This is a genomic window from Microvirga terrae (assembly GCF_013307435.2).
GTDB classification, from domain to species: Bacteria; Pseudomonadota; Alphaproteobacteria; order Rhizobiales; family Beijerinckiaceae; genus Microvirga; species Microvirga terrae.
In genome coordinates this window covers 2,105,091-2,128,975 of the sequence record NZ_CP102845.1, presented here as the reverse complement: position 1 = coordinate 2,128,975, position 23,885 = coordinate 2,105,091, and the positions used below count along the sequence as shown (strand labels likewise).

Sequence of the window (23,885 nt, the reverse complement as noted above, 5' to 3'; positions counted from 1 at the left end):
ACGAGCAGCTTGGCTCTCGCTTATCACCTCAGACATCGAGCCGGGCTGCCACTCGCGCCACCCTCGATCCTCCTGAAGGCTCGCAGCGCAAGCTGCGGGCCCACAGGTGCTGGCCTCACGGCCTCATCAAAGCCAGCGCTTCTCCCGGAAGCGCCAGTAGAGCCAGGCGCAGGCCACCACGATCACCGTCAGCACGAAGGGATAGCCGTATTTCCAATGCAGTTCGGGCAGCACGTCGAAATTCATGCCGTAGATACCGGCGACCGCCGTGGGAACCGCCAGAATGGCCGCCCAGGCGGCGAGCTTCCGGGTGATCTCGTTCTGCTGGGACTGACCCGTCATCAGGCTCGACTCGAACGCGAAGGCCAGCACCTCCCGCAGCGACTCGATCTCCTCCTGGACCCGCCGGATATGGTCGGACACGTCGCGGAAGAGCGGCTGCATCGCGCCATCGATTCCGGGCAGTCCTGGCTGCTCGAGCCGGCGGCAGACCTCCACCAGCGGCACGGCCGCGTTGCGCAGGCGCAGCAGATCGCGCCGCAGCTGATAGAGCCGGACGATCTGGTCCTGCGGCTGGCTCGCGGTCAGGATGCTGTCCTCGATCTCCTCCACCTCGGCCTGGATCATCTCGATGACCGGCATGTAGTTGTCGACGATGAAGTCCAGGATCGCATAGAGAATGAAGTCCTCGCCCTCCGCGAGCGCCTTCGGGGCCGCCTCGCAGCGCTGCCGGACCGGCGTGTAGGTCGTCGAGGCGCCATGGCGGACGGAGACCACGTAGCCGCGTCCGACGAACAGGTGCGTCTCGCCGAAAGCGATGCGCCCCTCCACCATCTGGGCCGTCCGGGCGACGACGAACAGAGCATCGTGGTATTGTTCGACCTTGGGCCGCTGATGAGCCTTCAGAGCGTCCTCGATGGCGAGCTCGTGCAGGTGGAACTCCCCCTGGACCCTCCTCAGGAGCTCGAGGCTGGGCTCGTGCAGGCCGATCCAGACCACGTGCCCGGGCTTCTTGGACCACTCCCCGGCCTCTTCGATGGGGATCTCCCTGAGACGTCGGCCACCCGCATAGACGGCGGACGCAACCACGCCGGGCATGCCCAGGGACGGAACGGAAACACGCTTGAGAGGCTTTGCCATGTCGATCCAACGCGCAACCATCCTGGCCCGTTGTCGCCGCCGGGGCAAGCCGCTCCCGCGGCCTCCCTGGGGACAGGTGGCCGATCCAGGGGCGGCGTGGTACATTGGCCCCTTGCAGGGGATCGACCGATGACCAAGACCGTCACATCCCTCTTCCACAGCGAACATCACGCGACCACCGCGGTGAACCGCCTGAAGCAGGCGGGCATTCCGGCCGACGATTTGGACATCTGGACCACACCTCACAATCTCGCTCCTCTCCTGGAGGATCTCGGGGTGTCCCGCGCCGACGCTCACGCCTACGCGGAGGGCGTGGTGCGCGGCGGCACCGTGGTGATCGTGCGGTGCCAGGCCCCGGAGGTCGGGAAGGTCGTCGAGATCCTGGACCAGGAAGACGTTCTCGATCTCGACGAGCAGCAGGCGGAGTGGCGGATCGAGGGCTGGGAAGCCGCAGGACCGGCGGGCGACATCGCCCCATCGCCGGACGTGATCCCGGCCGCGGCGGAGACCGACCGGGTGGTCGAGGCCATCCATGGCCGCATCCGCGTCCAGTCCCGCCGGACGGAGCGCCCAGGACGGGAATAGCCGGATCCGCGATCATGCCGCCTCGACGCTGGCGAAACGCCCCTGGAGCGCGGCCGACCGCGTCCGGACGCACAAGGAACGGGCAGCGCCCGCACGAGACCAGCAGCTCGGATGAACGCGCCGCGCCAGCCGCGAGGCGTTGCCTATTGCATCTCCTTCGGCAGGAGGGCGTCGTACTGCTCGGGGGTGAGATAGCCCGTCACGGAGGCGTTGCGGCTTTTCTGGTAGCCCATGATCGCCTCGCGGGTCAGCGGCCCCATGATGGCGTCGACGGGACCCGTGTAGAGACCCAGATCGCGGAGCCGCTGCTGGATCAGGCGGCGCTGCTTCTGACCGAGCTGCGAATCCTCGATGGAAGGCCCGACGGATGCATGCCGCAATCCTTCGGCCTGGGCGGCCGCGATCTGCGCCTCGGCCTCGACGCGCCTCGCCTCCTGCTTGGCCTTCTCGGCATCGGCCTGCGCCCGCTCCACATCGGCCTGAGCCTTCTTGGCGTCGGCTTGCGCCTTCATCACCTCGGCCTGAGCCCGTTCGGCCCTCAACTGCTCGTCACGGGCGCGCGTTTCCGCCTGTTCCCGCGCGCGACGCTCCGCTTCGAGCCGTCCTTCGATGTCCTCCGACTTCTGGACCATGGGCACGGCCTGCGGCGATGTCGACGCGACCGTTTGCGATACAGGCGCGGGAGCAGGAGCGGGAGCGGGCCTCGCAAGATTGACTTCCTGCACCTGCCCGAACACGGCCCCGAGGCTGCCGTTCGACGCGACCTTGACGGCTTCGCTGAACGATGGACTCGGTTGTTGGAGCAGCTTGGCCAGGGCGTCGGCGGCCTGCTCGCCGGCCCCGTCGATGCGGGATACCGGGATGCGTGCCGAGCTGGAGAAGGCCGTGACGGCGTTCTTCGGAATCTCGCTGGTGAATTGAGGCCGCGCGTCCAGCCCTTCGATGGCATTCTCGAAGGTCGGGGACGTCATGAAGAAGAACACGCCGCCCGTCTGCGCCCGTGCCGCGATCTGCGCCATGTTTGTGGTCGAGAGCGCGCGGGACAACAGGTCGGCCGCCCGGCCGATCTCAGTGTTGGTCGCCAGGAAAAAGGTCTGACCGCCCCAGGCGATGCCGTGACCGATCAGAACGACCAGAGCCAGATCGGCACCCTCCGCCTTGGCGGCGAAGTCCCGCAGGCTGGCTCGGGCGGTCGCGTTGGTCGGATTGGGACTGACGATGACATCGAAGCCCCGGGCCTTCAGCGCCTCGGCGATTTCGGCACCGCGCTTCGTCCCGATGCTGGACTTGGGAAGCTTCTGATATTCCTCCGCCGTCAGGACCAGAGCGACCCTTCCGGAGGCATGAGCAGTAACGACACTCGCGAGAAGCAAGGAAAACGCAAGGACAGCGATCCCCAGAAAGAGTATCGGGTGCGCCCGATCAAGGTCTCCCGATGTGCTTTGGCGCACAGGGGATCGGCCCGCAAATCCACCCACAAGACCGAAATGCATGGCACGTCTCCAAGACTTGCACTATCATGAAATCCGGTAGTTGTAACGCAAACTAACCTCACGAGCCGTTGGAGATCTCCCGTGGGACTACGGCTGAAATTCAATATCATTCTCGCCGTTTGCTATCTGCTTGGGCTCAGCCTGTCGATTTATCCATTCTATCAAATTTCCCGACAGGAAGCCATGGATCAGCTCCAGTCGCAGATCGACGTTCTGCGAGCCCAGGCGCTGTCCGTCCGCCGCTATACGTCGGAAGAGATCCAGCCCTTGCTCGCGGAGCACTCGAGCGTCCAGTTCCTGCCGCAGACGATCCCGTCGTTCTCGGCCCAGACGGCATTCCGCAACTTCCGGGGATTCTATCCTCAGTTCTTCTACAAGGAAGCTGCGCTCAACCCGACCAATCCGGCTGATCTTGCACGGGACTGGGAGCGAGAGGTCATCGAGAAGCTCCGGGCCAACCCCGAGCTCACCAAGGATATCAGCTATCAGACGATCAACAATCGCTCGCATTACACGGCGACCTATCCTTTGGTGATCAAGGACGAGTCGTGTCTGACCTGCCATTCGACTCCCGATCGGGCTCCGACCTCGATGGTCGCCCTTTACGGCAGCAAGAATGGATTCGGCTGGAAGCTCAACGAGACGATCGGAGCGCAGATCATCTCCGTGCCCATGGACATCGCCGAAGGAGCGATCTGGCGGAACCTGCTTCTCTTCGTCGGCACATCGAGCGTCATCTTCCTGGTCCTGCTGGTTCTGCTCAATGTCCTGCTGAATCGCTACGTGATCAGCCCGGTGACCCGCATGGCCAAGACGGCCGAGGCCGTGAGCATGGGCGACGCGTCCGTTGCCGAGTTCGAATATCCGGGTTCCGACGAGATCGCATCCCTGTCGCGATCCTTCAACAGGATGCGCAGAAGCCTGGATAGCGCATTGAAGATGCTTGAAAAGTGAGCAGTACGATTGATCCGTGGCCCAACAGAACCAGATTACCGCTCGTCATGGAATTGCATCCGATGACCGCAGACAAGGATCTGAGGACGGGCAGCAGCCAAGGCGGCACAAGCGGCATGCCCGCCCGAGTCGGCAAGTATCGCCTCGACCACGTCATCGGCCGTGGGGCCATCGGTGTTGTCTACAAGGGCTATGACGAACAGATCGACCGACCGCTCGCGATCAAGACGCTTCGTCCCGAGATTCTCGAGAACCTGAACGAGAACGACGAACTGCTCCGTCGGTTCGCCACCGAGGCGCGCTCCGCCGCGCGGTGCCTGCATCCCAACATCGTCACGGTCTTCGATTTCGTCGAGCAGGATGGCGCGCCCTACATCATCATGGAATATGTCAATGCCGGCACGCTGGAGAACGTGATCCGCCGGGGGACGCTGCTGCCGATCCGACAGGTCGGCGAGATCATGGCGCAGCTGCTGTTCGCTCTCGGCTACGCTCATTCGAAGGGCGTCATTCACCGGGACGTGAAACCGGCCAATATTCTCTGCCCTTCGGCAGCCTCGATCAAAGTGTCCGATTTCGGCGTGGCCCATGTGGATGCCCTGGATCTCACCAAGCCTGGCGGCATCCCCATCGGGACGCCGAACTACATGGCGCCCGAGCGGTTTCTCGGGCGCCCGGCGGATATTCGCGCCGATCTCTTCTCCGCCGGGGTCATCCTGTTCCAGATGCTGACGGGCACAAAGCCCTTCATCGCCGCGGATCTGCCTGAGCTGATGCGCAAGCTGATGAACGATCCGCCACCGGAGGTAAGAACCTATCGGCCCGAGCTTTGGCCGGAGATCGACGTGGTCGTTCAGCGCGCATTGGCCCGCAACCCCGAGGATCGCTTCCAAACGGCGGACGAATTCATCGTATCGCTCAATGCATCCATCGAGATGCGCCCCAGTGCAGACCTCCCTCCCCTCGACCTGACCGAGCTCTCCCACCTGCCGGGAAAGGAGCAGGCCGCGCCGGCCAAGGAGCGTCTCAACCAGACCATGGCGGAGGTCCTCACCCCCACGACGCTCGACGCGCTCGGGCGCTCGCTGGCCAGTTCGCTCGGCCCCATCGGTCATCTTCTGGTAAGGCAGGCCTCGCACGAGACCATGGACGTCGATACGTTCCTCGATCTGCTCGTCGAGAAGATCAAGACCGAGGCCGAAGCGTCGACCTTCCGAAAGGCGGCCCAGCAGGTGCTGCGTGACGACAAGGGTTTCAAGATAGCCCAGATGGAAGCCGTCATATCGCTGACCGAGATCCGGGCTGTATCGGAAGCGCTCCTGCCGCTCATCGGCCCGGTTGCGCCGACGCTTGTCGCCCGCCAGGCAGAGAAGGCGGTCGGCCGAGACGATTTCTATCGCCGCCTTTCAGATTTCATTCCCAACGAGCGGGACCGGGCGCGGTTTCTTGAGATCCGTGGTAAAATTGGCGAGACGAAACAGTGACATGTAGGCACTCGATGAAAGCGTGATGGACGATCCGGCCCCTGATGCACCCCAGCCTGCAGGCAAACGAGTTCGACGTCTACGAGCGGTCTTCGCGGCCGACATGGCCAACTTCGGCGGCCTGGTGTCCGTCGACGAGACCAATACCCTTGACGCCCTGTGGGCGACGAGGCGCATTGCCCGGGAGGAGCTTGCGGCTCACGGCGGTTGGCTCTTCGGGATGCCGGGAGACGGGCTCTTCGCGCTCTTCGAGAGTGCGGTCGATGCCGTCCGTTGCGCGCTCGACACCCAGGCGCGTCTCGCCGCGATGACGAAGCTCGATGCAGTCCGCATGCGGATCGGCATCCATCTCGGGGATGTCCTGTTCCAGGACGATCTGCCCTTCGGCGAGACCCTCGTGATTGCGGCCCGTCTGGAAAGCTTGGCGGATCCAGGCGGCATTCTCGTATCGGCAGCCGTCATGGAAGCCGTAGCCCCCCGCATCTCGGCGACCTTCGGCGAGCGCGGAGTGTTCGACCTCAAGCACAGCCCGCGACGGATCACGACGTTCAGCGTCGGCCTGCCGCCGTCCTCGGGCGACATGAACGCGACCCTGAGCCTGATCGAGCCGCTCGATCGGACGGTCCTGTCAGTGGCTTCGGCGCGCATTGAAGAGACAGTGCCGGCACCCTTGCCCCCGGCCGCCTGCCTGGAGCCGCCGGCCCTCACGCTTCCGAAGGCCGCCCCTCTCGTCGTCCCGCACGGCCGTGCGGCCCCCGATCCCGCGCCTCCCGTCGCCCTGGAGCCGGAGGTCCCGCCGGCTCGTCAGACTTCCATGGATCCGGGGGCCGTTCAGGGCTGCCTCGCTGAGCTGGCTCATGCCCTCACAGTGTATCTCGGTCCCGTCGCGGGCCTGCTCGTGAAGCGGCACGCGGCAGAGCTGGCGGATCCGGCCAAGCTCGTCGAGGATCTTGCCCGCGAGATTCCCGCACGAGACGAGCGTCTGCAGTTCATCGCCCGCGCCCAACAGATCGTGGCGCGGCGGCGCCACTGACACTTCCTACTCGCCGAATTCCGCGATCTCGTCGATCCGCTCGAGATCATGGACGATCAGCCCGCCTCGATCCTGGCTCAACAGGCGCTCCTCCGACCATCGGTTCAGAAGCTTGTTCAATCCCTCCCGCGACATGGCCGTCCATTGAGCCATCTCGCTCTGGGTCAGCTTGAGAACGACCTCGATACCTCCAGCCGTCGCCCTCCCGTGATCCCGGGCGAGATGCCCGAGAATGCGGGCGAGGCGCTGCGGCGCCTGACGCAGGGTGGCATCCTCCATCCGGGCGCTGGTCCATCTGAGCCGGCTGCACAACAGGTCGATGACGTTGCGCACCAGCTGCGGATCCCGGTCCAGCGCCTCATAGAAGGTTCGCCGGGCGATGCTCGTCAGTCTCGTCCGCAGCATCGCGGAGGCGCCGGCGGTCCGCACGCCGCCGTCGAGCATGCCGATCTCGCCGAAGACGGCACCATTGGTCAGCACATTGAGCGTGACTTCGGCGCCGGCAGCCGAGACCGTCCAGATCCGGATACGGCCCTCGGCGATTACGTAGAGCGCGTCGGAGGTGTCACCGACATTGAACAGCAACTCGCCCTTGTCCAATGTCCGACTCTGAGCCCTGCGGGCGATCTGGTCGACCGTCGACGGGTCGATAGCCTTGAAGATGTCGAGTGCTTCGAGATGGACCAGCTTGTCGGCGCCGGTCGCCGGTTTGGGCGGTTGCACGTCTGGCATGACCGAATTCCCACGGTGTGGAGCACGAGGCCTGCCAGCATAGCGTTCGACGGGTCAGGGGCAAAGGCGCACCGCCGGCCGCGATGTTCGGACAATCCCGCCAGGGCTGTCCGCCGAAATGGGCGTTTGTGATCCCCGTCACAGTGCTCGGCGCGAAGCCGGCCCATGATCATCCCACAGACGCCCTCCTCGTTGCCCGTCTCGTTGCGTGCGGAGGGTCGCAACAGGGATGCTCGCGATGAGAAATGGAATGAAGACCAGCGCCGAAGTCCAACTCCGGACGGCTCTTCGCACGCTCAAAAAGCCGCTGATCGGGATCAGTGTCATCAGCTGTCTCGGAAACGTCCTGATGCTGACCGGCCCCATCTTCATGATGCTGGTCTACAACAAGGTCCTGGCAAGCAAAAGCATCCCGACGCTGGCAGCCCTCTCCCTGCTCGCTCTGCTGCTCTATGCCTTCTATGGCCTCCTGGAGGCGTTGCGCGGCAAGCTCATGGCCCGCGTCGGCATCACGTTCGACCACCGGCTGGCTCCCACTCTGTTCGAGGCGACGCTGAAGCTGCCGCTCCATTTCGGACCCCATGCCCGCAATCACGATCCGCTCCAGGATCTGGCCTCCATCCGCAACTACCTCATGGGTCCCGGACCGGTCGCGCTTCTCGATCTGCCCTGGATGCCGATCTATTTCGCGATCCTGTTTCTGGTCAGTCCGATCCTGTTCCTCGCCGCGGGAGCCGGCGCTCTGTTTCTCGTCATTCTCAGCATGGTCAACGAGCTCGTCACCAAAGGAACGGTCAAGTCGGCGAACCAGGTGCACGCGGCCACCATGACCCTCCTGCTGGATGCAAGGCGCAATTCGGAAGCAGCCGCCGCCATGAGCATGGGAGACGACCTGTGCAAGCGCTGGGGCGGCGGTTACGTGAACTCGATCTCGCACGCCCGCGACCTCGCCGACCACGCCAGTGTGTTCGGGGCGATCTCCAAGACGGTCCGGCTCGTCCTGCAATCCGCGATGCTGGCGCTCGGAGCCTTCCTGGTCATCGAGGCGAAGATGTCCCCCGGCGCCATGATCGCGTGCTCGGTCATTCTCGCACGGGCTCTCACCCCCATCGATCAGGTGATCGGCAACTGGCGCAGCACCTCGGCCGCGTGGCAGGCTTTGCGCCGGCTGAGGGCGCTCACCTCCAAGCTTCCCCAGGCGGCCAAGCAGCAGCACGGCATGCCGCGGCCGCGCCACACCCTGTCGGTGCGGGATGTCGCGATCGTTCCCCCGGGCGGGACCATCGCGACCGTGTCGGGCGTCTCATTCGAGATCGAAGCCGGCGACGCTCTCGGGATCATCGGCCCCAGCGGATGCGGCAAGTCCACCCTCGTTCGCGCCTTGGTCGGCGCCTGGCCGACCGCGCGGGGCGATGTCCGCTTCGACAACGCTCTGATCGCTCAGTACTCGCCCGATGCGCTCGCGGACGCCATCGGTCACCTGCCGCAGAGCATCGAGCTGTTCGATGGAACGATCGCGGAGAACATCGCGCGTTTCCGGAAGGACGCGACCGTCGACCAGGTAGTGGATGCGGCCCGCATGGCTGGCGTGCACGACATGATCCTGGCGTTCCCGAAGGGATACGACACTCCGGTCGGCGAAGGCGGCGCCATCCTGTCAGGCGGTCAGCGCCAGCGCATCGGGCTTGCCCGAGCCCTGTTCGGCAATCCTTTCATCGTCGTGCTCGACGAGCCCAATTCCAATCTGGACCCGCTCGGGGAGCAGTCTCTGAACGACGCTATTCAACAGATGCGACAGGCCGGAAAGATCGTCGTCATCGTGGCCCACCGGCCGAGCGCCATCTTCGCCGCCAACAAGATCCTGTCAGTCCGCAACGGCCGCGCCGAGATGTTCGGCCCGAAAGAGCAGGTTCTGGCCGCTCTGTTCCCGCGCATCGGGCAGCCGCACAAGCCCGCTCAGGCGATGGGTCCGCAACCGGTCGGTGCTCCCTCTGTCGTCGCGACAGCGCAGCCAGGCGCGACCCGTTCCGACCCGAGCACCGCATCGGGTCCGCAGGATGGTCTCGGCACGGCGGCGGCAGAACCGGCGAACGGAGACGCCGGCCCGGCCACCGCGACCGTCACCAGTCTGGACGCCACCCGGACCCAGCGGGCAAGCAGCCACGCGAGCTAGCGGATGTGAACTGGGCCACAGCACGGGCGCGCCGCGCATGCCAACGTGATGCCGGACCGAGCGTCGGTCCGTCGAAACCGACGCAGAATCCTGACAATGGAATTGCCTGTTGCCCAGCCGACGACGGCAGCCCACCCGATGGAGCGCACCATGACCGAGTTCGAAAACGACCTTGCGGCTAATTCCTCCTCCATGCGCCGGCTGATGCGCTGGTTCATCCTGAGTTCCTTCATCGTATTCTTCGGGATCGGCGGCTGGGCGGTCGCCGCCAAGGTCGACAGCGCGGTCGTCACCTCGGGCACGTTCGCAGTCCAATCGAGCGCCCAGGCGGTCCAGCACCTTGAGGGCGGCGTCATCGGGGCGATTCTCGTCAAGGGAGGAGAGCTCGTGCAGGAGGGACAGGTGCTTGTCCGGCTCGATGCGGCGAAGGTTACGGCGGATGCGAGCATCCTCGAACGCAAGCTGATCGATCTCACCGCCCAGAAGGCACGTTTGGAGGCCGAGCAGTTGGACCGCACGACGATCGCGCGGCCGGAGCTCTCGATCCCGTCGAAACAGGCCGAGACAGCCTTGAGAGCGGCTCTTGCGGCAGAGGAAGGCCTGATGAACGAGCGGCGCTTCACGCGCCTGAGCCAGCTCTCGCAGCAGCAGGAGCGCAAGCATCAGGTCGAGAGGCAGATCGACGGGTTCAACGAGAGGTCCCGGGCCCTCAAGGAGGAGCTCGCCCAGGTGACCGCCGAGTTGGCCGACCAGCGCATGCTGGACAGCAAAGGTCTGATCCGGCGCCCGGTGCTGCGTCAGACGGAACGCGAGGTGAGCCGCCTGAAGGGCGAGATGGGCGACATCGAGGCCCGGATAGCGGGTGCCCGGTCCCAGCTCACCGAGATCCAGTTCAAGATTGCCGAGCTCACTCAGAATGCCCGCTCGGAAGTCCTGCGACAGCTTCAGACCGTCACCGCCAGCCTGGCCGAAACGGAAGAGCAGCTTGCGGCCGCCCGGGATCGGCTTCAGCGGCTCGATATCCGGGCTCCGAGGACCGGGCTCGTCCACGAGCTCATGGTGCACACGATCGGCGGGATCGTCGCCCCCGGGCAGAAGCTGATGTCGATCATCCCCAGCGCCGAGCCGCTGATCGTGAACGCGAAAATCCGCCCCGAGGAGGTCGATCAGGTGCATATCGACCAGCCAGCGACCATCCATATCAGCTCGTTCAAGCTCCCAACGCCTTTGGAACTCGAAGGGATGGTCACCAGTGTCTCGCCGGACCAGGTCGTCAGCGGCGAATCCGGGCAGGCCTATTTCACCGTGAAGATCGCGATCGCCCCGGGCGAGCGTAGCAAGCTGGAGGGGAAGGAACTGACGCCCGGCCTGCCGGCCGAGGTGCTGATCCGCGGGGAGACCCGGCGGATCATCACCTACCTGACCCAGCCGCTCACCGATCGGCTCGCCGTCGCCTTCCGTGAAGAGTAACCCGAGAAGTCCGTCGTCGGACGCCCGTGCAGGATCCTGTGCGAGCGTCCGGGCAGCACGACCCGATCCATGCCCTCGTCAGACGGGACCGACGTCATGTAAGATCCTCTCGATCAGAATGCTGAACGATCCCGACGCCGAGGCGACCATGAACAGGGCAGACAGCCGCAGTTCCCGGACGAGACGCTCAGCGCCGCGGCAGGAGGTCAAGTCAGTCAATCTCGCCCTTCAGGGGGGAGGTGCCCATGGCGCCTTTGCATGGGGCGTGTTGGACCGTCTGCTGGAAGAGGACGCCATCGGCATCGAGGGCATCAGCGCGACGAGCGCAGGAGCGGTCAACGCCGTGGTCTGTGCCCATGGGCTGATCAATGGCGGGCGCGAGGGAGCGCGCCAGGCGCTTGGGGAGTTCTGGCGGCAGATCTCGCAAGCCGCCCTCCTCAGCCCCGTTCAACCCTCCGCATTTGATCGCCTCACCGGAAGTCACAGCCTCGAAACTTCGCCGGTCTTTCTGCTCTTTCACATGCTCACGCAGGTGGTCTCGCCCTACGAGTTGAACCCGTTCAACTATAATCCGCTTCTCCACGTGCTCGAACGAACGGTCGACTTCGAGCGTCTGCGGTCGGATCCTCAAGTCAAACTGTTTCTCTCGGCCACCAATGTTCGCTCCGGGAAGATCCGGGTTTTCGAGAACCATGAGATGAGCGCCGAGGTGGTGCTTGCGTCGACCTGCCTGCCCTTCATCTTTCAGGCCGTGAGGATTGACGACGAGTATTACTGGGATGGGGGCTACATGGGAAATCCGGCCCTCTTCCCGCTGATCTATCGATGCGAGACATCCGACATCGTGGTGGTTCACATCAATCCGATCAGCCGGCCCACCGTCCCCAGGACGGCCGCCGAGATCCTCAACCGGATCAACGAGATCAGCTTCAACTCGTCGCTCATGAGAGAAGTTCGCGCGGTCGACTTCCTCAACAGGCTCGTGGAGGAAGGGCGGGTTCTGGCGCCCGATATCAGGGAGGTGCGCCTGCATGCCGTCGAAGCCGACGACGTCATGCAGCACCTGGGCGCCGCCTCGAAGCTGAACGCGGATTGGAGCTTCCTCACCGATCTGCATGCGATCGGACGCGAAAAGGCCGACGCGTGGCTGAGGACCAGTTTCGCAAAAGTCGGGTTCGAATCTTCCATCGACATCGGCCACCGATACCTTTGAGCGACGAGGCGAGGCCGAGATCGACCGTTGCCGTCGCGCACCCGAGACCATCCTGCTGGTCCTCACCGGGCGACCCACAATCGGACATGCCCCCTATCGTCCGACCCAGCCGAAATTTGTGATCACGTGCACAGAAGGACCAAGCGGAACAGGTCAGTCTGATCCCATGAGCAGTTCGGGCCAAGAGGAATGGTCCTCCCCGGTCTGATCACCGGCATCTCCTGAGGAGATCGACATGGGAAGACGGATTTGGATCGTTCTGGCCTTGCTGCTGTCGGCGATAAGTTCCGGCCATGCCGGTCCTCACCTCTTCCGGGATGAGGCAGCTCCGCCCCTGCCCGGCTGGGTTGCATTCTGCAGCCGCCATCCGGAGGAATGCGCCGTCGATCTGAAGGAACCGGAGTTCCTGCCGCTGACCGTGGAGATCGCGACTCTCCTCTCTTCGGTGAACCTCTCGGTGAACCGTTCCCTGATCCCGGTGACCGACCAGAAGCATTGGGGCGTCGTCGATCTGTGGAGCTACCCGAGCGACGGTCTGGGCGACTGCGAGGACTACCAGCTCCTGAAGCGCAGGATGCTGGTCGAGGCCGGTCTTCCGCGCCGAGCCATGCGCATGACCGTGGTGATCGACGAGAACGGCGAGGGTCACGCGGTTCTGACCGTCCGCACGGATCGGGGCGACTTCATCCTGGACAACAAGACGGATGATGTGCTGGCCTGGTTCAGCACCCACTATCGCTACATCAAGCGTGAAAGCGCCGAGACCGCAGGCTGGGTCTTCCTCACGCTCGAACAGGCCGGTACGTCGCTGACCTCGTCTTCCGACAGGTAGCCCTTGCCTCCTCGGATCTGCCCGGAGGCGCCTGTCCCAGGGCAGCCGGGATCCGTGCATTCAGGCTGTTGCGGCCAAGTTAAACCGCACGTCATTGGGAATCCCGGTCACGCTCGACGGCTTCCTGCTGAAGGCGCCGGATGTCGATGATCTTCACGCGGGCTCGTCCGAGCTCGACAGCGCCGCTCTTCCGCCATTTCTGCAACTGCCGATTGACCGTCTCCCGACCCGCTCCGACAAGCACGCTGAGTTCCTCCTGCGTGATGTCGATCTCCTCGCCGAAATCTTCCGCGAGCTTCAGCAGGCGCCGCGCCAATCGGGATCGGAGAGACAGGAGAGAAGCCTCTTCCAGACGTTCGCTCGAGAACCGTACGCGCTCACATAGCAGTTCGATGATCCGCGTGGTGATTTCCGGTCGCCTCTTCAGCAGATCCTGGAAGTCGCTTCGCCGGATCATGAACAGCTCGACACTGCCGGACGCAACCGCATCGGCACTCCTCGGGTGTCCGTCCAACAGGGCGAGCTCGCCGAAGATATCGCCCGGCCCGAGAATATTGAGCGTGAATTGTCGTCCGGCATCCGTCGTCGTCGTGATGGTGATCTGCCCGCGACGGACGCCATAGAGGGCATCGCCCGGATCTCCCTTGAGAAACAAGGTTTCGCCGTCGTGCATCTTTCGGGACGTGCATAAAGCCGCAATCTGGGCAATTTCGTCCGGGCCTAGCGCAGAAAAGAACGAACTCACGGAGAGAGCCGAGAAAAACGGCAAATCCTTCCGGATCTGTTCTCCATCGAGACGCACCTTCACGCCTCCCCTGTATGAGTTCACCAACAGAGATCGCAATCCAAGACGGAAACCAGGCAACTATAGATGAAAGAGGAATAGTCTCAACAAGAGACAGGGAGATTCTCAACCGCAGGAACGTCGGAGGAATTCAGCTGGTCATTAGACGCGAACCTCCCGTCTCGGCTGGCGTGGTATGTTATGTAATTTTGAAACCATGCGGATGAACCGCCGGCCGGCGCAGGTGCTCTGGCCAAGTTTCCGCGCTTGAGCCGGCTGAACGCCCCGAGAGCTTGCCTTAGAGCTTGACGGACTACGCTTTGTTGCGCGTCGGTTAAGGCTTGCCTCCTGCGAGCTCCTGGAGAATCCGGCGGCGCGCCCGCCGCATGGCCGAGAGTTTGGAGGGTTTCATGACGGGCTCCTGCCGGCGAACTGACGGGGACGGATGACGACCGCGGGTTCGTCCTTCCGGACGGCGGGGCGGACCGGGACGGAAACGATCACCGGCTGATCGGTCCATCGATCGAGAACGATGAGAACCATGGCAATCTCCTTTCATGTGCTCCTACGGTGTCCGAGATGAGCATGGTGTTCTGTGACGGTGGTCACACAGAGGGGGGCGGCTCAGGCCGCGGGGGAAACCTGCAGACGGGTGAACCGGGTCACATCAAGCATCTCTTTGCCAGACAGAACGACGGGCCGCGGAGCGCGGCCATTCACCGCGATGGCGTCGGCCACGAATAGGAGGGCGAGTAGACAGAGGATGCGACGGGACATGTTCGGACTCCATGTGAGGCCGACCATGCCACCGGCCCTTTCCGGGAACCGTGATCATGAGCACAGAAGACGGATCCTTCCTGTGGGAGAGTGGAAACATCGAGATGGAGGCTCAAATGTTCTATCTGTACTTCCACTGCGCAGGCCCAGGCGAAATCCTGATCGACCGTCACGGAGCGGAGGTTCTCGACCTGATCGAGGCTCGCGACCGAGCCCTCACCCTGGCGCGAGCCCTCGTCGAGAAAGCCTATGGCGCACGCGACTTCGCCGACTGGCACGTCTATGTCAGCGACGAGGACGACGACGAGATGCTGCTCATCCCTTTCTCAGACGTCATGCCGACCCTTCACTGAGGGATCCGCGACAGGCGAGGCAAGCGCACTCCCTCTCGATGCCACGAGCCTCCTGCGCCTGCGCGGGCGGCCGGCGGCAGACAAGCCTCCGTCCCGCGGCTCTCCGCAGACACCCGTGCCGCGCGGAGCCGCGATCAGCACGGAATCCCGTGCTGACGCGACCTCTCCGGCAATGATCGGACGGCCAAGCCGGACGGGGATCATACAGCTGAAGGTCATATGCCCCTGATGACCTCAGCGCTCGGGATAGCGCGACCGGCGGGCGCGCCAGTCCGACATCTCCGCCAGGTGACGCCATCTGCGTGCCAACGAGCGAAACTCGACGCGAGACTGCGCCTTCTGGTACGGATCCTCCGCGAGGCGCTCGGCCTTCGCGGCCTTGTCCTGATAATGTTGTTTAAGGTTCATCGGTCTTATCCGGCAGGAATCGAGCGAACCATCCTTCGGAAGGATCCGCCCAGTACATGCGTCACTGCCTTTTCACGCAACCCGCCGGCTTGTCGGGAAGCGAAATGGTCACCTGCTGGCCGGATCGGGGATCAAGAATGGTGATGGTCATGATGAACTCCTTCAGTTGAGATCATCATCGCCCAATCCCTGCCGGTCTTCCGTGACGGACATCACACAGACCCTGATGTGATGCAGCGCACAGTCTGCCCGAGCGGGATCGGTTACCTTGAAAGCCTTCCTCCCTGTCAACTCGGCGCCCTGTTCCAAATTCGGGGCGCTTCTCTTTGTGCGGTGTCGAGATCAGCCTGCCGCCCAGAGGCGTCTCTTCGCGCCTGCAGGAGGCAGTCCATCGACGATCCCATTGCGGAATTCGGGCGGAGCGGTCCTTCCGCCCGCGGACCATGCCGACCTTGTGGGCGATAACGCGGCCTCGTGATCAGTCGAGCGGCGTTATCGCTGCGCCGCCACGATGTATCGCCGGGCAAGCTCGCGCTCCTCGGCCTCGAAATATCGCTGGAGCCAGATGTAAGCCTGTCGGATCAGAGCCCGGCGCTCCGCCGGGTCCCTCGCCTGACGAGACAGTGCCATCGCGTCCATGTAGCGGGCCCAGTATCGTGTGCACCTGTCCATGCGCTCACTCCTGCCTGTAAGGGTTCGGTTGTCGACATGGTGTCGTGAAAGGCGGTGCACATCTGTAACCCGCATCACAGAGGCTCGATGAGGAGGCAGGAGCGCGGTTGCCTAAACCCTGAGCCTTATCCGCCCTAAGGGAGAAAACGGGCTCCAGTCTCGGGATTGTGACGGCGGACACAGTCCTGCAGGGCGTTTCGGGATACCAATGGTCCATCCTGAACTGGGAGCCAATCATGAAGCGCAATCGGAAACCGTTCGTGTCCATCCGGAAAAGAGACTGCAAGTCGGTCTTCGACTCGATCTATCTCCGGGAAGCCGTGTTCCGCAAAGTCGTGACGGCGGCCGATGTCAAAGCCGGCATTCTGCCAAGGCGGATCGTTTGAGGAACCATTGTTTCCAGCAGATATGAGCGGGGTCTGAACCATCAGGCTCTTCGACCGGGATCATTGCTCCCGATCGAATAACTGAACGACCGCGAGACGATTGGCGTCCGCCAGAACGACGGATCGCGCGGGACGCATTCCAACGAATTTCACGGAAATCTTCCTTGCATCCGGTGCACCACGGATGTCCGGTGCACCCTTTTCTGGGTGAAGTTCAGCAAGCCGAGGCTGATGCTCCTTCGCGCTCCTGACCGGATCGAGGCTGTCGGCTGAACCTCTCCCAACCAGCGACGGGCATGGCTACTCATGGAGAATGGGGCGGGATGATCAGCTCACCCGCCTCCAGTAACCTTCGAACGGGATCGCGATGTCCCGACGCTCTTCGGTCGAGAACCGGGGGTAGTCGCTGCCCTGCGTCCAGCCGCCGTTTCCGCCGGGAACGAAATGCAGATACGCGAACACGATATGAGAGATGACCCACATGCCGACCTCCTGACTTGATATCCATACTAACCCGGAGGCGCTGCGCGCTCTGAGACGAATGTCACACAGCGCGCAGCGGCACCCGGCACGGAAGCCCGGTGATCGGCGAAGAGATCCATGATGCCATGTGTGAACGGGCTCACAGCCTTCGAGGCTCGGATCGCTAGAATGAGTTCATTCTCGTAGTCCTCCCTCATCTCAGCGCCTCGGCACCCGACCGAGGCGCACTTTTTTGGTGTCGCAGGGGGATCCTTACGGATTGGCGAGCTGGCTCCTGATCGCCCGATCGATCCACGCGTCTCGGCTCATCCCGGCACGGCCTGCCGCTTCATCGACCTGATCGAGCAGACCCGGGGACAACGCCGTCTGCACGAGGACCTCGACCTCGCCCGGATCGGCCGGCATGTAGGCCATTCCCGTCACAAGACGGGCGAACCGCCGAACCCGATCGGCCTTCTGTCGATCCGAGAGGGCAGCGTCGGCCGCGACGAGCGGGCAATACTCACCGATCAGTCGGTCGACGATCAGGGCAGGCTTCAGCCCGCTGCTGCGGAGGATGGCCATGAGTTCGCCCAGCCGATTGCCCGCCGTGATGTCGTCGGCTCCCGAATAAAGATCCGCACGCGGGAGTGAAGGCCCTGACGCGCCGTCGGGACTGGTCTCCGGGCAGGTGAAGGCTGCTGCGCCGGCGGGCGCGATCAGGGCGTTTCCTGGACCTGCGAGAGACATCAAAGCGACGATCAACCCGTGACGGACGGTCATCATACCCTCCCTGGAAGAGCTCGCGGCATTTTAGCGCCCCGAGCACGCAAGCGGTAGACCGCTCGGCCGAACGGCACGGGTCCGTGAGTCCTGCTGGAAGCCGTGCAGGTGCAGGCAGAACGCTGCGCCGCTCAGGGAATATGCCTCCTGCGGTTCTCCCAGAGTTCCCTTGCCTGCGCGCGGAACTTCTCGAACTGGCCCGAAGCGCCTCTCCTCAGCGTCAGAAGAGCGGTCGCCGCCGTGGCGACGATGATCTCGGTGGCGCGCTCGTCGCGCGCCGTTCCGGCCCAGACGGCGCGCCAGTATTCCTGGCTCGTCATTCCCGTCAGCGGGTAGGCGTGCGGCTCCGGCCGCGCGGGCACGAACAGGTTCTCCGCTTGACCTCCGACAAGGCGAAGCAGCGTGCTCGAGCGGAAGGGCGTCGACTCGGCCGTGTCGCGGCTCGATCCGAGAACGGTCATGGTTCCGCATCCGAGGAGCATTCCCGCATCCCGATGCAGCTCACGATAGGCGGGGCGTACGACCCCCATCATGGTCGTGGGTGCCCCGAACGGGTTGAGGAGCGGCATCAGGGAGTTGATCGGCGAGCGCGTCTCCAGCACGCCGTAGAGGGAAAGCAGCCGGTGGATCTGCGAGGACAGGGCCGCGACCGGAATGTAGGCGACCCCGTGCTCGGCAGCGGCGACGCCGGCAGCCGCCGGATTCGAGCAAATAGGGATGCCGATGCTCTGTGCCGCCGACACAAGGCTGCCCCGGATGCCGCCGCCTCCATCGCTGCCGTGAAGCAGGATGCGACGCCCCGACTGCGCAAGCAGCAATGCGGCCTGGAGAAACCAGGGCACTCTCCTGGACTTCGGCGAGATGTAGGCCGGCCAGTCCAGTTCCACGGACGATGACCCCGATCCTGCGACCCCAATGTGAGTGCGCGCAGCCTGAGCGAAACCGGCAAGTTCGGCGGCAGTCTCACCTCTGAAGTGCATGACGGTCAGCAGCGCCCCCACCTGTACAGGGTCCGCCTCGCCGTCGAGAATGACCGAGAACGCATCTTTCGCCTCGTCCATCGTCAGGGGTCGGCTGTGCCCGAGTCCGGCTCCGATCGTTGCGATGTGCTTTGCAAGCCGCTTCCGTCCGTCGTCGGCCCCTCCGATCACTGCGAGCTTGCGTGCGAAGGACTCGGGAAGCGGCTCGCCTTCGAGCAGAATGCTCCGCCTGGTCGTCAGCGGGGCTGCTTCGATCACCGGCTTGCCTGACCACGCCTCCGGGTCGATGTTCAAGCCATCCGGGGGTCGCTCCTGCGGTCGAAGAAGATCCTCGGCCTCCGCGGCCAGCGCACGAACGCGCTGTCGCATGCTTTCCGCAAACGGCGTCGGGATCAGGCGTCTCGCAGAGCGAACGAAGATTGGATCGCCATAGATCTCGCGGATCTGCCCGAGCAGCCTGCTCATGGCCGGCGTTCCCATCCCCATCCGTTCAGCCGCCCTGCTGACGCTGCCCTCCATAAGCAGGGCGTCCAGCGCCAGGAGGAGACGAAGCTGACCGAGTTTCAGAAAGGGTTCTTCAGGTGTGGAGGTCACAATGATGCTGTCGTCAAATCCCATTCGCACAACACCGGGCAATCATATGACTGTCTTTCGAGGCAGAATGGCTATTCCCCATTCCGACAGATCTTTCAAGCTGCACGCAACTACTTTAGAGCCGTTATAGTTTGCGTTTTTCTGAACTCAGAATGAGTCTGAAACATAGGCGTTGACCTCATTCTCCTGCAAAACCTAGTAGCTGCCTCACCATTCTGCGACGTGAGAGGCATGAGGACAGATGAGAGGCAACGACGCTTCGGCCAGCCGTGATTCAGCGACGGAACTCGCGAGCTCTAAAGTCTGCGCATTCAGCTCTCCAAAACCTGATCTCGCTGCGCATCGCATGAAGGGTGCTCGACGCCCCGTGCGCCGGCTGCTCGCTGTACTCTTTGCCTGCACCAGCCTGTCAACCGCGCTTCTCCTCATGCCGGACGCGGCCTTCGCGCAGGCGACCGACAGCACTGTGACGTCCGGTAACGACGATGCGATCAATCTGGATCAGGTCGTCGTGACGGCATCCGGCTTCGAGCAGACCGTGAAGGATGCTCCGGCGAGCATTTCCGTCATCACCCGCGAGGAGCTTGAGAAGGGCTCGTTCCGCGACCTGGCGGACGCCCTGCGGGAAGTCCAGGGCGTGACGGTGACCGGTGTCGCCAACGAGAAGGACATCTTCATCCGCGGCCTTCCGGGAACCTACACGCTGATCCTGGTCGATGGAAAGCGGCAGAGCACGCGCGACGCCCGCACCAACGGAAATTCGGGCTTCGAGCAGAGCTTCATCCCGCCGGTCACGGCGATCGACCGGATCGAGGTGGTGCGCGGCCCGATGTCCTCCCTCTACGGCTCGGACGCCATGGGCGGCGTCATCAACATTATCACCCGCAAGGTGTCCGACAGCTGGACGACCTCGGGCACGGCGGACGCCACGCTCCAGCAGCACGAATATTTCGGCAACTCGGCTCAAGGGTCGTTCTACACGAGCGGGCCGCTCATCCATCGCATGCTGGGTCTTCAGCTCTGGGGCCGCGGCTTCGGCCGTGCCGAGGACGAGATCCTGAGCGGCATCACGGGAGCGCGTGAAGGGAATGCGGGTGGACGGCTGACGTTCACACCGAACGAGAACCACGACATCATGCTCGAAAGTGGGTTCACGCGCATCCGCCGCAACGCGTCCAAGTGGGGCACGCTCGAGACATCCGCCAACGACACCTACAACGACAACGACCGCAAGTACTGGTCGCTGACCCACGAGGGACGCTGGGGTCGCACGACTTCGACCTTCTCGGTCCTGCAGGAATGGGCGGAGCGCAGGAATTACACGGAGAATCCACGCACCTCTGCATTCGCCAAGAATCCCCGTTCGCCCGAGATCCGGAACACGATCGTCGACGGCAAGTTCACGACGCCGTTCGACCTTCTGGGGACCCACACGCTGGTGACCGGCGGGCAGTTCACGAACGCCTCTCTAAGCGACCAGAATCCTGGTCGCCGAACGGGAATCGACGAGACGTTCTCCATCAACCAGTGGGCTCTCTTCGCCGAGGACGAGTGGCGTCTGACCGAGACGCTGTCGTTCACGAACGGGTTGCGCATGGATCATCACGAGATCTACGGCGCCCATTTCAGCCCCCGCAGCTACGCGGTCTGGCACGCCACCGAGAACCTGACCCTGAAGGGCGGCGTGTCGACCGGTTTTCGCGCGCCCGAGATCCGCCAGATCGCACCAGGCTACGCCTACACGACGGGCGGCGCAGGCTGCACCTACGGTCCCGACGGGACCTGCGGGGTGATCCTGGCGGATCCCAACCTGCAGGCGGAGACGAGCACCAGCTACGAGGTTGCGGCCCTCTGGGACAGCCTCGACGGCTTCACCGCGAGCGCGACCTATTTCTACACGGATTTCAGGGACAAGATCAGCAACGCGCTGGTGCTCGACGACGCCGGCAATCCGGTGCGGTGGTCCGAGGATCCGAACTACCGCCTCTGGTACAACTACAACATTGACGATGCGATCATCCAGGGTGTCGAGTTGGCGGCCAGCTGGAGGGCCACGGACACGATCTCGATCCGCGGCAGCTACACGTTCACGGATTCCGAGCAGCAGACCGGAGACTTCGCGGGCTTCCCCCTCACCCGCACGCCCAGGAACATGGCCAATGCCCGCATCGACTGGATCACGCCCGTGGTGGGTCTGTCGGCCTGGACGGCGGTGAACTACCACGGCTCCGAGATCGTCGGCGGTGCCCGCATCGGGACCAACGGCACACCGGTTCTCATCAACGACGTCACGGGACGGAAATACGATGCCTACGCCACGATGGATGCCGGCATCACCTACAACTTCACGGAAAAGCTCGCCCTGAACGCTGCCATCTACAACATCTTCGACAAGGAGATCGAACCCACCGACTACAACACGGTGGTGGAAGGACGCCGCCTCTGGCTGGGCATGTCCGCAACCTTCTGATCAAGGAATGGCGAATGAACACCCCGATGCAGGAGTGGCCACAACCACGAGGACGACTGAGCCCCCGAGCGGGCAGGATGATCGATAACAGGAGAATTGGAGTCATGATGACTGTCTCAGCCCGCTTCCCTCGCCGCATGGCAGCCCTCATTGCCGGAACCCTCGCCCTCGGGTTCCTGACGGTCGGCGCTCATGCGCAGGACCTGACGATCCAGCACAGCAAGGGCGTGACGAGCGTTCCGGCGAAGCCGAAGAAGGTTCTCGCCTTCGACTTGGCGTCCCTCGATACGCTGAACGCCCTGGGGGTCGAGGTGGCGGGCGTGCCGACCGCCCGCTTCCCCGAATATCTGGCGAAGTACGGCTCCGACAAGTACCAGAAGGTCGGCACCCTGTTCGAGCCGGATTACGAAGCCGTCAATGCGGCCGAGCCGGACCTGATCATCGTGGGCGGCCGTTCCAGCGCCAGATACGCGGATCTGGCCAAGATCGCCCCCACCGTCGACCTGACCGTCGATCCCAAGGACGTCATGGGCAGCGTGAAGCGCAACGTTCAGCTTCTCGGCAGGATCTTCGACAGGCAGGCCGAAGCCGACGCCCGGCTCGCGAAGCTCGAGACATCCATGGCCGACCTGCGTCAGGAGACGGCCAAGGCCGGCAAGGGTCTGCTCGTGCTGACGACGGGGGGCAAGATGAGCGCCTACGGGCCGGGTTCGCGCTTCGGCATCCTTCATGGCGAGTTCGGCGTGGTGCCTGCCGTGGAGGGGCTGGCCACCACCAACCACGGCCAAGCCGTGACGGCTGAATTCATTCTCAAGACCAATCCCGACTGGCTCTTCGTGATCGACCGCGACGTCGTGGTCGGGCGCGATGGCGGTGCGGCCAAGAAGGTCCTGGAGAACGAACTCGTGGCCCAGACCACGGCCTGGAAGAAGGGTCAGGTCGTATTTCTGGATCCCGTCAACTGGTACCTGACGGGCGGCGGCATCACGGCCCTGCAGGCCAGCGCTGACCAGATTGCCAAGGCGGTCGCGAAGAAGTAACCCGCTGCCCCGGATATCGATCGAGCGCGGATCGCCCCCTGGCGGTCCGCTTTCGCGTGTGAAACCCCGGGCCGGATGGCCCGCCCGAAGTTCTCTGAGCAACCGTGAGATCCCTCCTCCTTGCCCTGGCCGTCGTCGTGGTCCTGACCCTGATCAGCCTGCTGATCGGAGCCGGCGACCTGTCACTGTCCGCGCTCCTGTCACCGCAGGACGGAGACCGCTCCGCCCAGATCCTCGTGGTGTCGCGCATCCCCAGGACGGTCGCCCTCGTGCTGGCCGGGATGGCGATGGCGGTCGCCGGCTTGCTCATGCAGATGCTGACCCAGAACCGCTTCGTCGAGCCGTCCACGGCCGGCACGGTCGAGTCGGCGAGCCTCGGCCTCCTCGTCGTCACGCTGTTCGCCCCCGACATGCCGGTCTTCGGGAAAATGCTCGTGGCGACGGGCTTCGCCCTAGCTGGAACGGCCCTGTTCCTCCGGATCCTGCGGCTCGTCCCGCTGCGCTCCGTCCTGACCGTGCCGCTGGTCGGCATCATGCTGGGCGGCATCATCAGCGCGGTCACCACGTTCTTCGCCTATCGGTTCGACCTCATGCAGTCCCTGAACGCCTGGACGACCGGCGACTTCTCCGGGGTTCTGCGCGGCCGATACGAGCTGCTGTGGGTGACGTTCGCCCTGACCCTCCTGGCGTATCTGGCGGCCGACCGGCTCACCCTGGCCGGGATGGGGCGGGACTTCGCTACCAATCTCGGGCTCCACTGCCGCAGCATCGTGTCCTTCGGCCTCGTCATCGTGTCCATGGTGACGGCGACCGTCGTCGTCACGGTCGGCATGATGCCGTTCCTCGGCCTGATCGTTCCGAACGTCGCGAGCATGCTGGTCGGCGACAACATGCGTCGCGCCCTGCCCTGGGTGGCCGTGATGGGGGCCGGCCTCGTGCTCGTCTGCGACGTGGCAGGCCGGGTGGTGTACTACCCCTATGAGGTTCCCATCGGGACGATCATGGGGATTGTCGGCAGCGCCCTCTTCCTGGTCCTCCTGCTCAAGGGGCGCACGCGCCTTGCCTAG

General features: G+C 64.0%; 24 protein-coding genes. 13 read left to right on the top strand and 11 right to left on the bottom strand.

The window, feature by feature from the left end:
- Nucleotides 1–126: 126 nt before the first annotated feature.
- Nucleotides 127–1,140, bottom strand: a complete 1,014-nt coding sequence (gene corA / locus HPT29_RS10125; protein ID WP_173946563.1) for a magnesium/cobalt transporter CorA — start codon at nucleotides 1,138–1,140, stop codon at nucleotides 127–129.
- A 129-nt stretch (nucleotides 1,141–1,269) separates the two neighbouring features.
- Here corA and HPT29_RS10120 point away from each other — a divergent pair, with 129 nt between their 5' ends.
- Nucleotides 1,270–1,725 carry a hypothetical protein gene (locus tag HPT29_RS10120; protein WP_173946562.1) on the top strand — a complete coding sequence of 152 codons (456 nt, stop codon included), beginning with the start codon at nucleotides 1,270–1,272 and terminating at the stop codon, nucleotides 1,723–1,725.
- A gap of 143 nt (nucleotides 1,726–1,868) precedes the next feature.
- Here the strand turns inward: HPT29_RS10120 and HPT29_RS10115 are convergent, their stop codons facing one another.
- Entirely contained in the window at nucleotides 1,869–3,218 is a 1,350-nt protein-coding gene (locus tag HPT29_RS10115) for a peptidoglycan-binding protein (RefSeq protein ID WP_173946561.1), read from the bottom strand.
- A gap of 183 nt (nucleotides 3,219–3,401) precedes the next feature.
- Here HPT29_RS10115 and HPT29_RS10110 point away from each other — a divergent pair, with 183 nt between their 5' ends.
- From HPT29_RS10110 to HPT29_RS10100, 3 genes are all read left to right on the top strand, one after another.
- Nucleotides 3,402–4,172, top strand: coding sequence for a c-type heme family protein (locus HPT29_RS10110; protein WP_247654437.1), 771 nt, complete (start codon nucleotides 3,402–3,404; stop codon nucleotides 4,170–4,172).
- Nucleotides 4,173–4,234: 62 nt separating this feature from the next.
- Nucleotides 4,235–5,656, top strand: coding sequence for a serine/threonine-protein kinase (locus tag HPT29_RS10105; protein ID WP_173946559.1), 1,422 nt, complete (start codon nucleotides 4,235–4,237; stop codon nucleotides 5,654–5,656).
- 25 nt (nucleotides 5,657–5,681) lie between these two features.
- On the top strand, nucleotides 5,682–6,689 hold the full coding sequence (locus HPT29_RS10100; RefSeq protein WP_173946558.1) for an adenylate/guanylate cyclase domain-containing protein: 1,008 nt from the start codon (nucleotides 5,682–5,684) through the stop codon (nucleotides 6,687–6,689).
- 6 nt (nucleotides 6,690–6,695) lie between these two features.
- Here the strand turns inward: HPT29_RS10100 and HPT29_RS10095 are convergent, their stop codons facing one another.
- Nucleotides 6,696–7,421, bottom strand: a complete 726-nt coding sequence (locus HPT29_RS10095) for a Crp/Fnr family transcriptional regulator (RefSeq protein WP_173946557.1) — start codon at nucleotides 7,419–7,421, stop codon at nucleotides 6,696–6,698.
- A gap of 250 nt (nucleotides 7,422–7,671) precedes the next feature.
- On the opposite strand from HPT29_RS10095, the gene HPT29_RS10090 reads away from it, so the two are divergent.
- The 4 genes from HPT29_RS10090 to HPT29_RS10075 all read left to right on the top strand — a co-directional run bounded on the left by HPT29_RS10090 (nucleotide 7,672) and on the right by HPT29_RS10075 (nucleotide 13,109).
- Nucleotides 7,672–9,594, top strand: coding sequence for a type I secretion system permease/ATPase (locus tag HPT29_RS10090; RefSeq protein ID WP_173946556.1), 1,923 nt, complete (start codon nucleotides 7,672–7,674; stop codon nucleotides 9,592–9,594).
- Nucleotides 9,595–9,744: 150 nt separating this feature from the next.
- A complete protein-coding gene (locus HPT29_RS10085; RefSeq protein WP_173946555.1) occupies nucleotides 9,745–11,064 on the top strand; it encodes an HlyD family type I secretion periplasmic adaptor subunit in 1,320 nt (439 codons plus the stop codon).
- A 118-nt stretch (nucleotides 11,065–11,182) separates the two neighbouring features.
- Nucleotides 11,183–12,277 carry a patatin-like phospholipase family protein gene (locus tag HPT29_RS10080; protein ID WP_247654438.1) on the top strand — a complete coding sequence of 365 codons (1,095 nt, stop codon included), beginning with the start codon at nucleotides 11,183–11,185 and terminating at the stop codon, nucleotides 12,275–12,277.
- Between the two features lie 235 nt (nucleotides 12,278–12,512).
- The gene (locus HPT29_RS10075; RefSeq protein WP_173946554.1) at nucleotides 12,513–13,109 is read left to right on the top strand and encodes a transglutaminase-like cysteine peptidase; all 597 of its coding nucleotides are present in this window, start codon (nucleotides 12,513–12,515) and stop codon (nucleotides 13,107–13,109) included.
- 91 nt (nucleotides 13,110–13,200) lie between these two features.
- On the opposite strand, the gene HPT29_RS10070 is transcribed toward HPT29_RS10075, so the two are convergent.
- The 3 genes from HPT29_RS10070 to HPT29_RS10060 all read right to left on the bottom strand — a co-directional run bounded on the left by HPT29_RS10070 (nucleotide 13,201) and on the right by HPT29_RS10060 (nucleotide 14,670).
- The gene (locus HPT29_RS10070) at nucleotides 13,201–13,782 is read right to left on the bottom strand and encodes a Crp/Fnr family transcriptional regulator (protein WP_432807286.1); all 582 of its coding nucleotides are present in this window, start codon (nucleotides 13,780–13,782) and stop codon (nucleotides 13,201–13,203) included.
- Nucleotides 13,783–14,301: 519 nt separating this feature from the next.
- A complete protein-coding gene (locus HPT29_RS10065) occupies nucleotides 14,302–14,436 on the bottom strand; it encodes a hypothetical protein (RefSeq protein ID WP_256439494.1) in 135 nt (44 codons plus the stop codon).
- An 81-nt stretch (nucleotides 14,437–14,517) separates the two neighbouring features.
- On the bottom strand, nucleotides 14,518–14,670 hold the full coding sequence (locus HPT29_RS10060) for a hypothetical protein (protein WP_173946552.1): 153 nt from the start codon (nucleotides 14,668–14,670) through the stop codon (nucleotides 14,518–14,520).
- Nucleotides 14,671–14,726: 56 nt separating this feature from the next.
- On the opposite strand from HPT29_RS10060, the gene HPT29_RS10055 reads away from it, so the two are divergent.
- The gene (locus HPT29_RS10055; protein ID WP_247654440.1) at nucleotides 14,727–15,023 is read left to right on the top strand and encodes a DUF6894 family protein; all 297 of its coding nucleotides are present in this window, start codon (nucleotides 14,727–14,729) and stop codon (nucleotides 15,021–15,023) included.
- Between the two features lie 234 nt (nucleotides 15,024–15,257).
- Here HPT29_RS10055 and HPT29_RS10050 read toward each other — a convergent pair whose 3' ends face one another.
- Both HPT29_RS10050 and HPT29_RS10045 read right to left on the bottom strand, forming a co-directional pair.
- Nucleotides 15,258–15,431, bottom strand: coding sequence for a hypothetical protein (locus HPT29_RS10050; RefSeq protein WP_173946551.1), 174 nt, complete (start codon nucleotides 15,429–15,431; stop codon nucleotides 15,258–15,260).
- Nucleotides 15,432–15,923: 492 nt separating this feature from the next.
- The gene (locus HPT29_RS10045) at nucleotides 15,924–16,103 is read right to left on the bottom strand and encodes a hypothetical protein (protein ID WP_173946550.1); all 180 of its coding nucleotides are present in this window, start codon (nucleotides 16,101–16,103) and stop codon (nucleotides 15,924–15,926) included.
- A 236-nt stretch (nucleotides 16,104–16,339) separates the two neighbouring features.
- Here HPT29_RS10045 and HPT29_RS10040 point away from each other — a divergent pair, with 236 nt between their 5' ends.
- Entirely contained in the window at nucleotides 16,340–16,489 is a 150-nt protein-coding gene (locus tag HPT29_RS10040) for a hypothetical protein (RefSeq protein WP_173946549.1), read from the top strand.
- 327 nt (nucleotides 16,490–16,816) lie between these two features.
- Here the strand turns inward: HPT29_RS10040 and HPT29_RS10035 are convergent, their stop codons facing one another.
- The 3 genes from HPT29_RS10035 to HPT29_RS10025 all read right to left on the bottom strand — a co-directional run bounded on the left by HPT29_RS10035 (nucleotide 16,817) and on the right by HPT29_RS10025 (nucleotide 19,332).
- The gene (locus tag HPT29_RS10035) at nucleotides 16,817–16,972 is read right to left on the bottom strand and encodes a hypothetical protein (RefSeq protein ID WP_173946548.1); all 156 of its coding nucleotides are present in this window, start codon (nucleotides 16,970–16,972) and stop codon (nucleotides 16,817–16,819) included.
- 252 nt (nucleotides 16,973–17,224) lie between these two features.
- Complete coding sequence (locus tag HPT29_RS10030; RefSeq protein ID WP_173946547.1) at nucleotides 17,225–17,734, bottom strand: ribbon-helix-helix domain-containing protein; 510 nt, start codon at nucleotides 17,732–17,734, stop codon at nucleotides 17,225–17,227.
- A 131-nt stretch (nucleotides 17,735–17,865) separates the two neighbouring features.
- The gene (locus tag HPT29_RS10025) at nucleotides 17,866–19,332 is read right to left on the bottom strand and encodes a glycosyl transferase family protein (protein WP_173946546.1); all 1,467 of its coding nucleotides are present in this window, start codon (nucleotides 19,330–19,332) and stop codon (nucleotides 17,866–17,868) included.
- A 322-nt stretch (nucleotides 19,333–19,654) separates the two neighbouring features.
- Here HPT29_RS10025 and HPT29_RS10020 point away from each other — a divergent pair, with 322 nt between their 5' ends.
- From HPT29_RS10020 to HPT29_RS10010, 3 genes are all read left to right on the top strand, one after another.
- Nucleotides 19,655–21,778 carry a TonB-dependent receptor domain-containing protein gene (locus tag HPT29_RS10020; protein WP_259060532.1) on the top strand — a complete coding sequence of 708 codons (2,124 nt, stop codon included), beginning with the start codon at nucleotides 19,655–19,657 and terminating at the stop codon, nucleotides 21,776–21,778.
- A gap of 107 nt (nucleotides 21,779–21,885) precedes the next feature.
- A complete protein-coding gene (locus HPT29_RS10015; RefSeq protein WP_173946566.1) occupies nucleotides 21,886–22,818 on the top strand; it encodes a siderophore ABC transporter substrate-binding protein in 933 nt (310 codons plus the stop codon).
- Between the two features lie 104 nt (nucleotides 22,819–22,922).
- Complete coding sequence (locus HPT29_RS10010) at nucleotides 22,923–23,885, top strand: ABC transporter permease (RefSeq protein WP_173946545.1); 963 nt, start codon at nucleotides 22,923–22,925, stop codon at nucleotides 23,883–23,885.

Coding starts and splice junctions, on each gene's coding strand:
- HPT29_RS10045 (WP_173946550.1), bottom strand. CDS start 16,103: ATGGACAGGTGCACACGATACTGGGCCCGCTACATGGACGCGATGGCA.
- HPT29_RS10105 (WP_173946559.1), top strand. CDS start 4,235: ATGACCGCAGACAAGGATCTGAGGACGGGCAGCAGCCAAGGCGGCACA.
- HPT29_RS10090 (WP_173946556.1), top strand. CDS start 7,672: ATGAAGACCAGCGCCGAAGTCCAACTCCGGACGGCTCTTCGCACGCTC.
- corA (WP_173946563.1), bottom strand. CDS start 1,140: ATGGCAAAGCCTCTCAAGCGTGTTTCCGTTCCGTCCCTGGGCATGCCC.
- HPT29_RS10030 (WP_173946547.1), bottom strand. CDS start 17,734: ATGACCGTCCGTCACGGGTTGATCGTCGCTTTGATGTCTCTCGCAGGT.
- HPT29_RS10065 (WP_256439494.1), bottom strand. CDS start 14,436: ATGGTTCTCATCGTTCTCGATCGATGGACCGATCAGCCGGTGATCGTT.
- HPT29_RS10025 (WP_173946546.1), bottom strand. CDS start 19,332: ATGGGATTTGACGACAGCATCATTGTGACCTCCACACCTGAAGAACCC.
- HPT29_RS10035 (WP_173946548.1), bottom strand. CDS start 16,972: ATGTGGGTCATCTCTCATATCGTGTTCGCGTATCTGCATTTCGTTCCC.
- HPT29_RS10115 (WP_173946561.1), bottom strand. CDS start 3,218: ATGCATTTCGGTCTTGTGGGTGGATTTGCGGGCCGATCCCCTGTGCGC.
- HPT29_RS10070 (WP_432807286.1), bottom strand. CDS start 13,782: ATGCACGACGGCGAAACCTTGTTTCTCAAGGGAGATCCGGGCGATGCC.
- HPT29_RS10050 (WP_173946551.1), bottom strand. CDS start 15,431: ATGAACCTTAAACAACATTATCAGGACAAGGCCGCGAAGGCCGAGCGC.
- HPT29_RS10075 (WP_173946554.1), top strand. CDS start 12,513: ATGGGAAGACGGATTTGGATCGTTCTGGCCTTGCTGCTGTCGGCGATA.
- HPT29_RS10040 (WP_173946549.1), top strand. CDS start 16,340: ATGAAGCGCAATCGGAAACCGTTCGTGTCCATCCGGAAAAGAGACTGC.
- HPT29_RS10080 (WP_247654438.1), top strand. CDS start 11,183: ATGCTGAACGATCCCGACGCCGAGGCGACCATGAACAGGGCAGACAGC.
- HPT29_RS10110 (WP_247654437.1), top strand. CDS start 3,402: ATGGATCAGCTCCAGTCGCAGATCGACGTTCTGCGAGCCCAGGCGCTG.
- HPT29_RS10100 (WP_173946558.1), top strand. CDS start 5,682: ATGGACGATCCGGCCCCTGATGCACCCCAGCCTGCAGGCAAACGAGTT.
- HPT29_RS10095 (WP_173946557.1), bottom strand. CDS start 7,421: ATGCCAGACGTGCAACCGCCCAAACCGGCGACCGGCGCCGACAAGCTG.
- HPT29_RS10020 (WP_259060532.1), top strand. CDS start 19,655: ATGAAGGGTGCTCGACGCCCCGTGCGCCGGCTGCTCGCTGTACTCTTT.
- HPT29_RS10055 (WP_247654440.1), top strand. CDS start 14,727: ATGAGCACAGAAGACGGATCCTTCCTGTGGGAGAGTGGAAACATCGAG.
- HPT29_RS10120 (WP_173946562.1), top strand. CDS start 1,270: ATGACCAAGACCGTCACATCCCTCTTCCACAGCGAACATCACGCGACC.
- HPT29_RS10015 (WP_173946566.1), top strand. CDS start 21,886: ATGACTGTCTCAGCCCGCTTCCCTCGCCGCATGGCAGCCCTCATTGCC.
- HPT29_RS10060 (WP_173946552.1), bottom strand. CDS start 14,670: ATGTCCCGTCGCATCCTCTGTCTACTCGCCCTCCTATTCGTGGCCGAC.
- HPT29_RS10085 (WP_173946555.1), top strand. CDS start 9,745: ATGACCGAGTTCGAAAACGACCTTGCGGCTAATTCCTCCTCCATGCGC.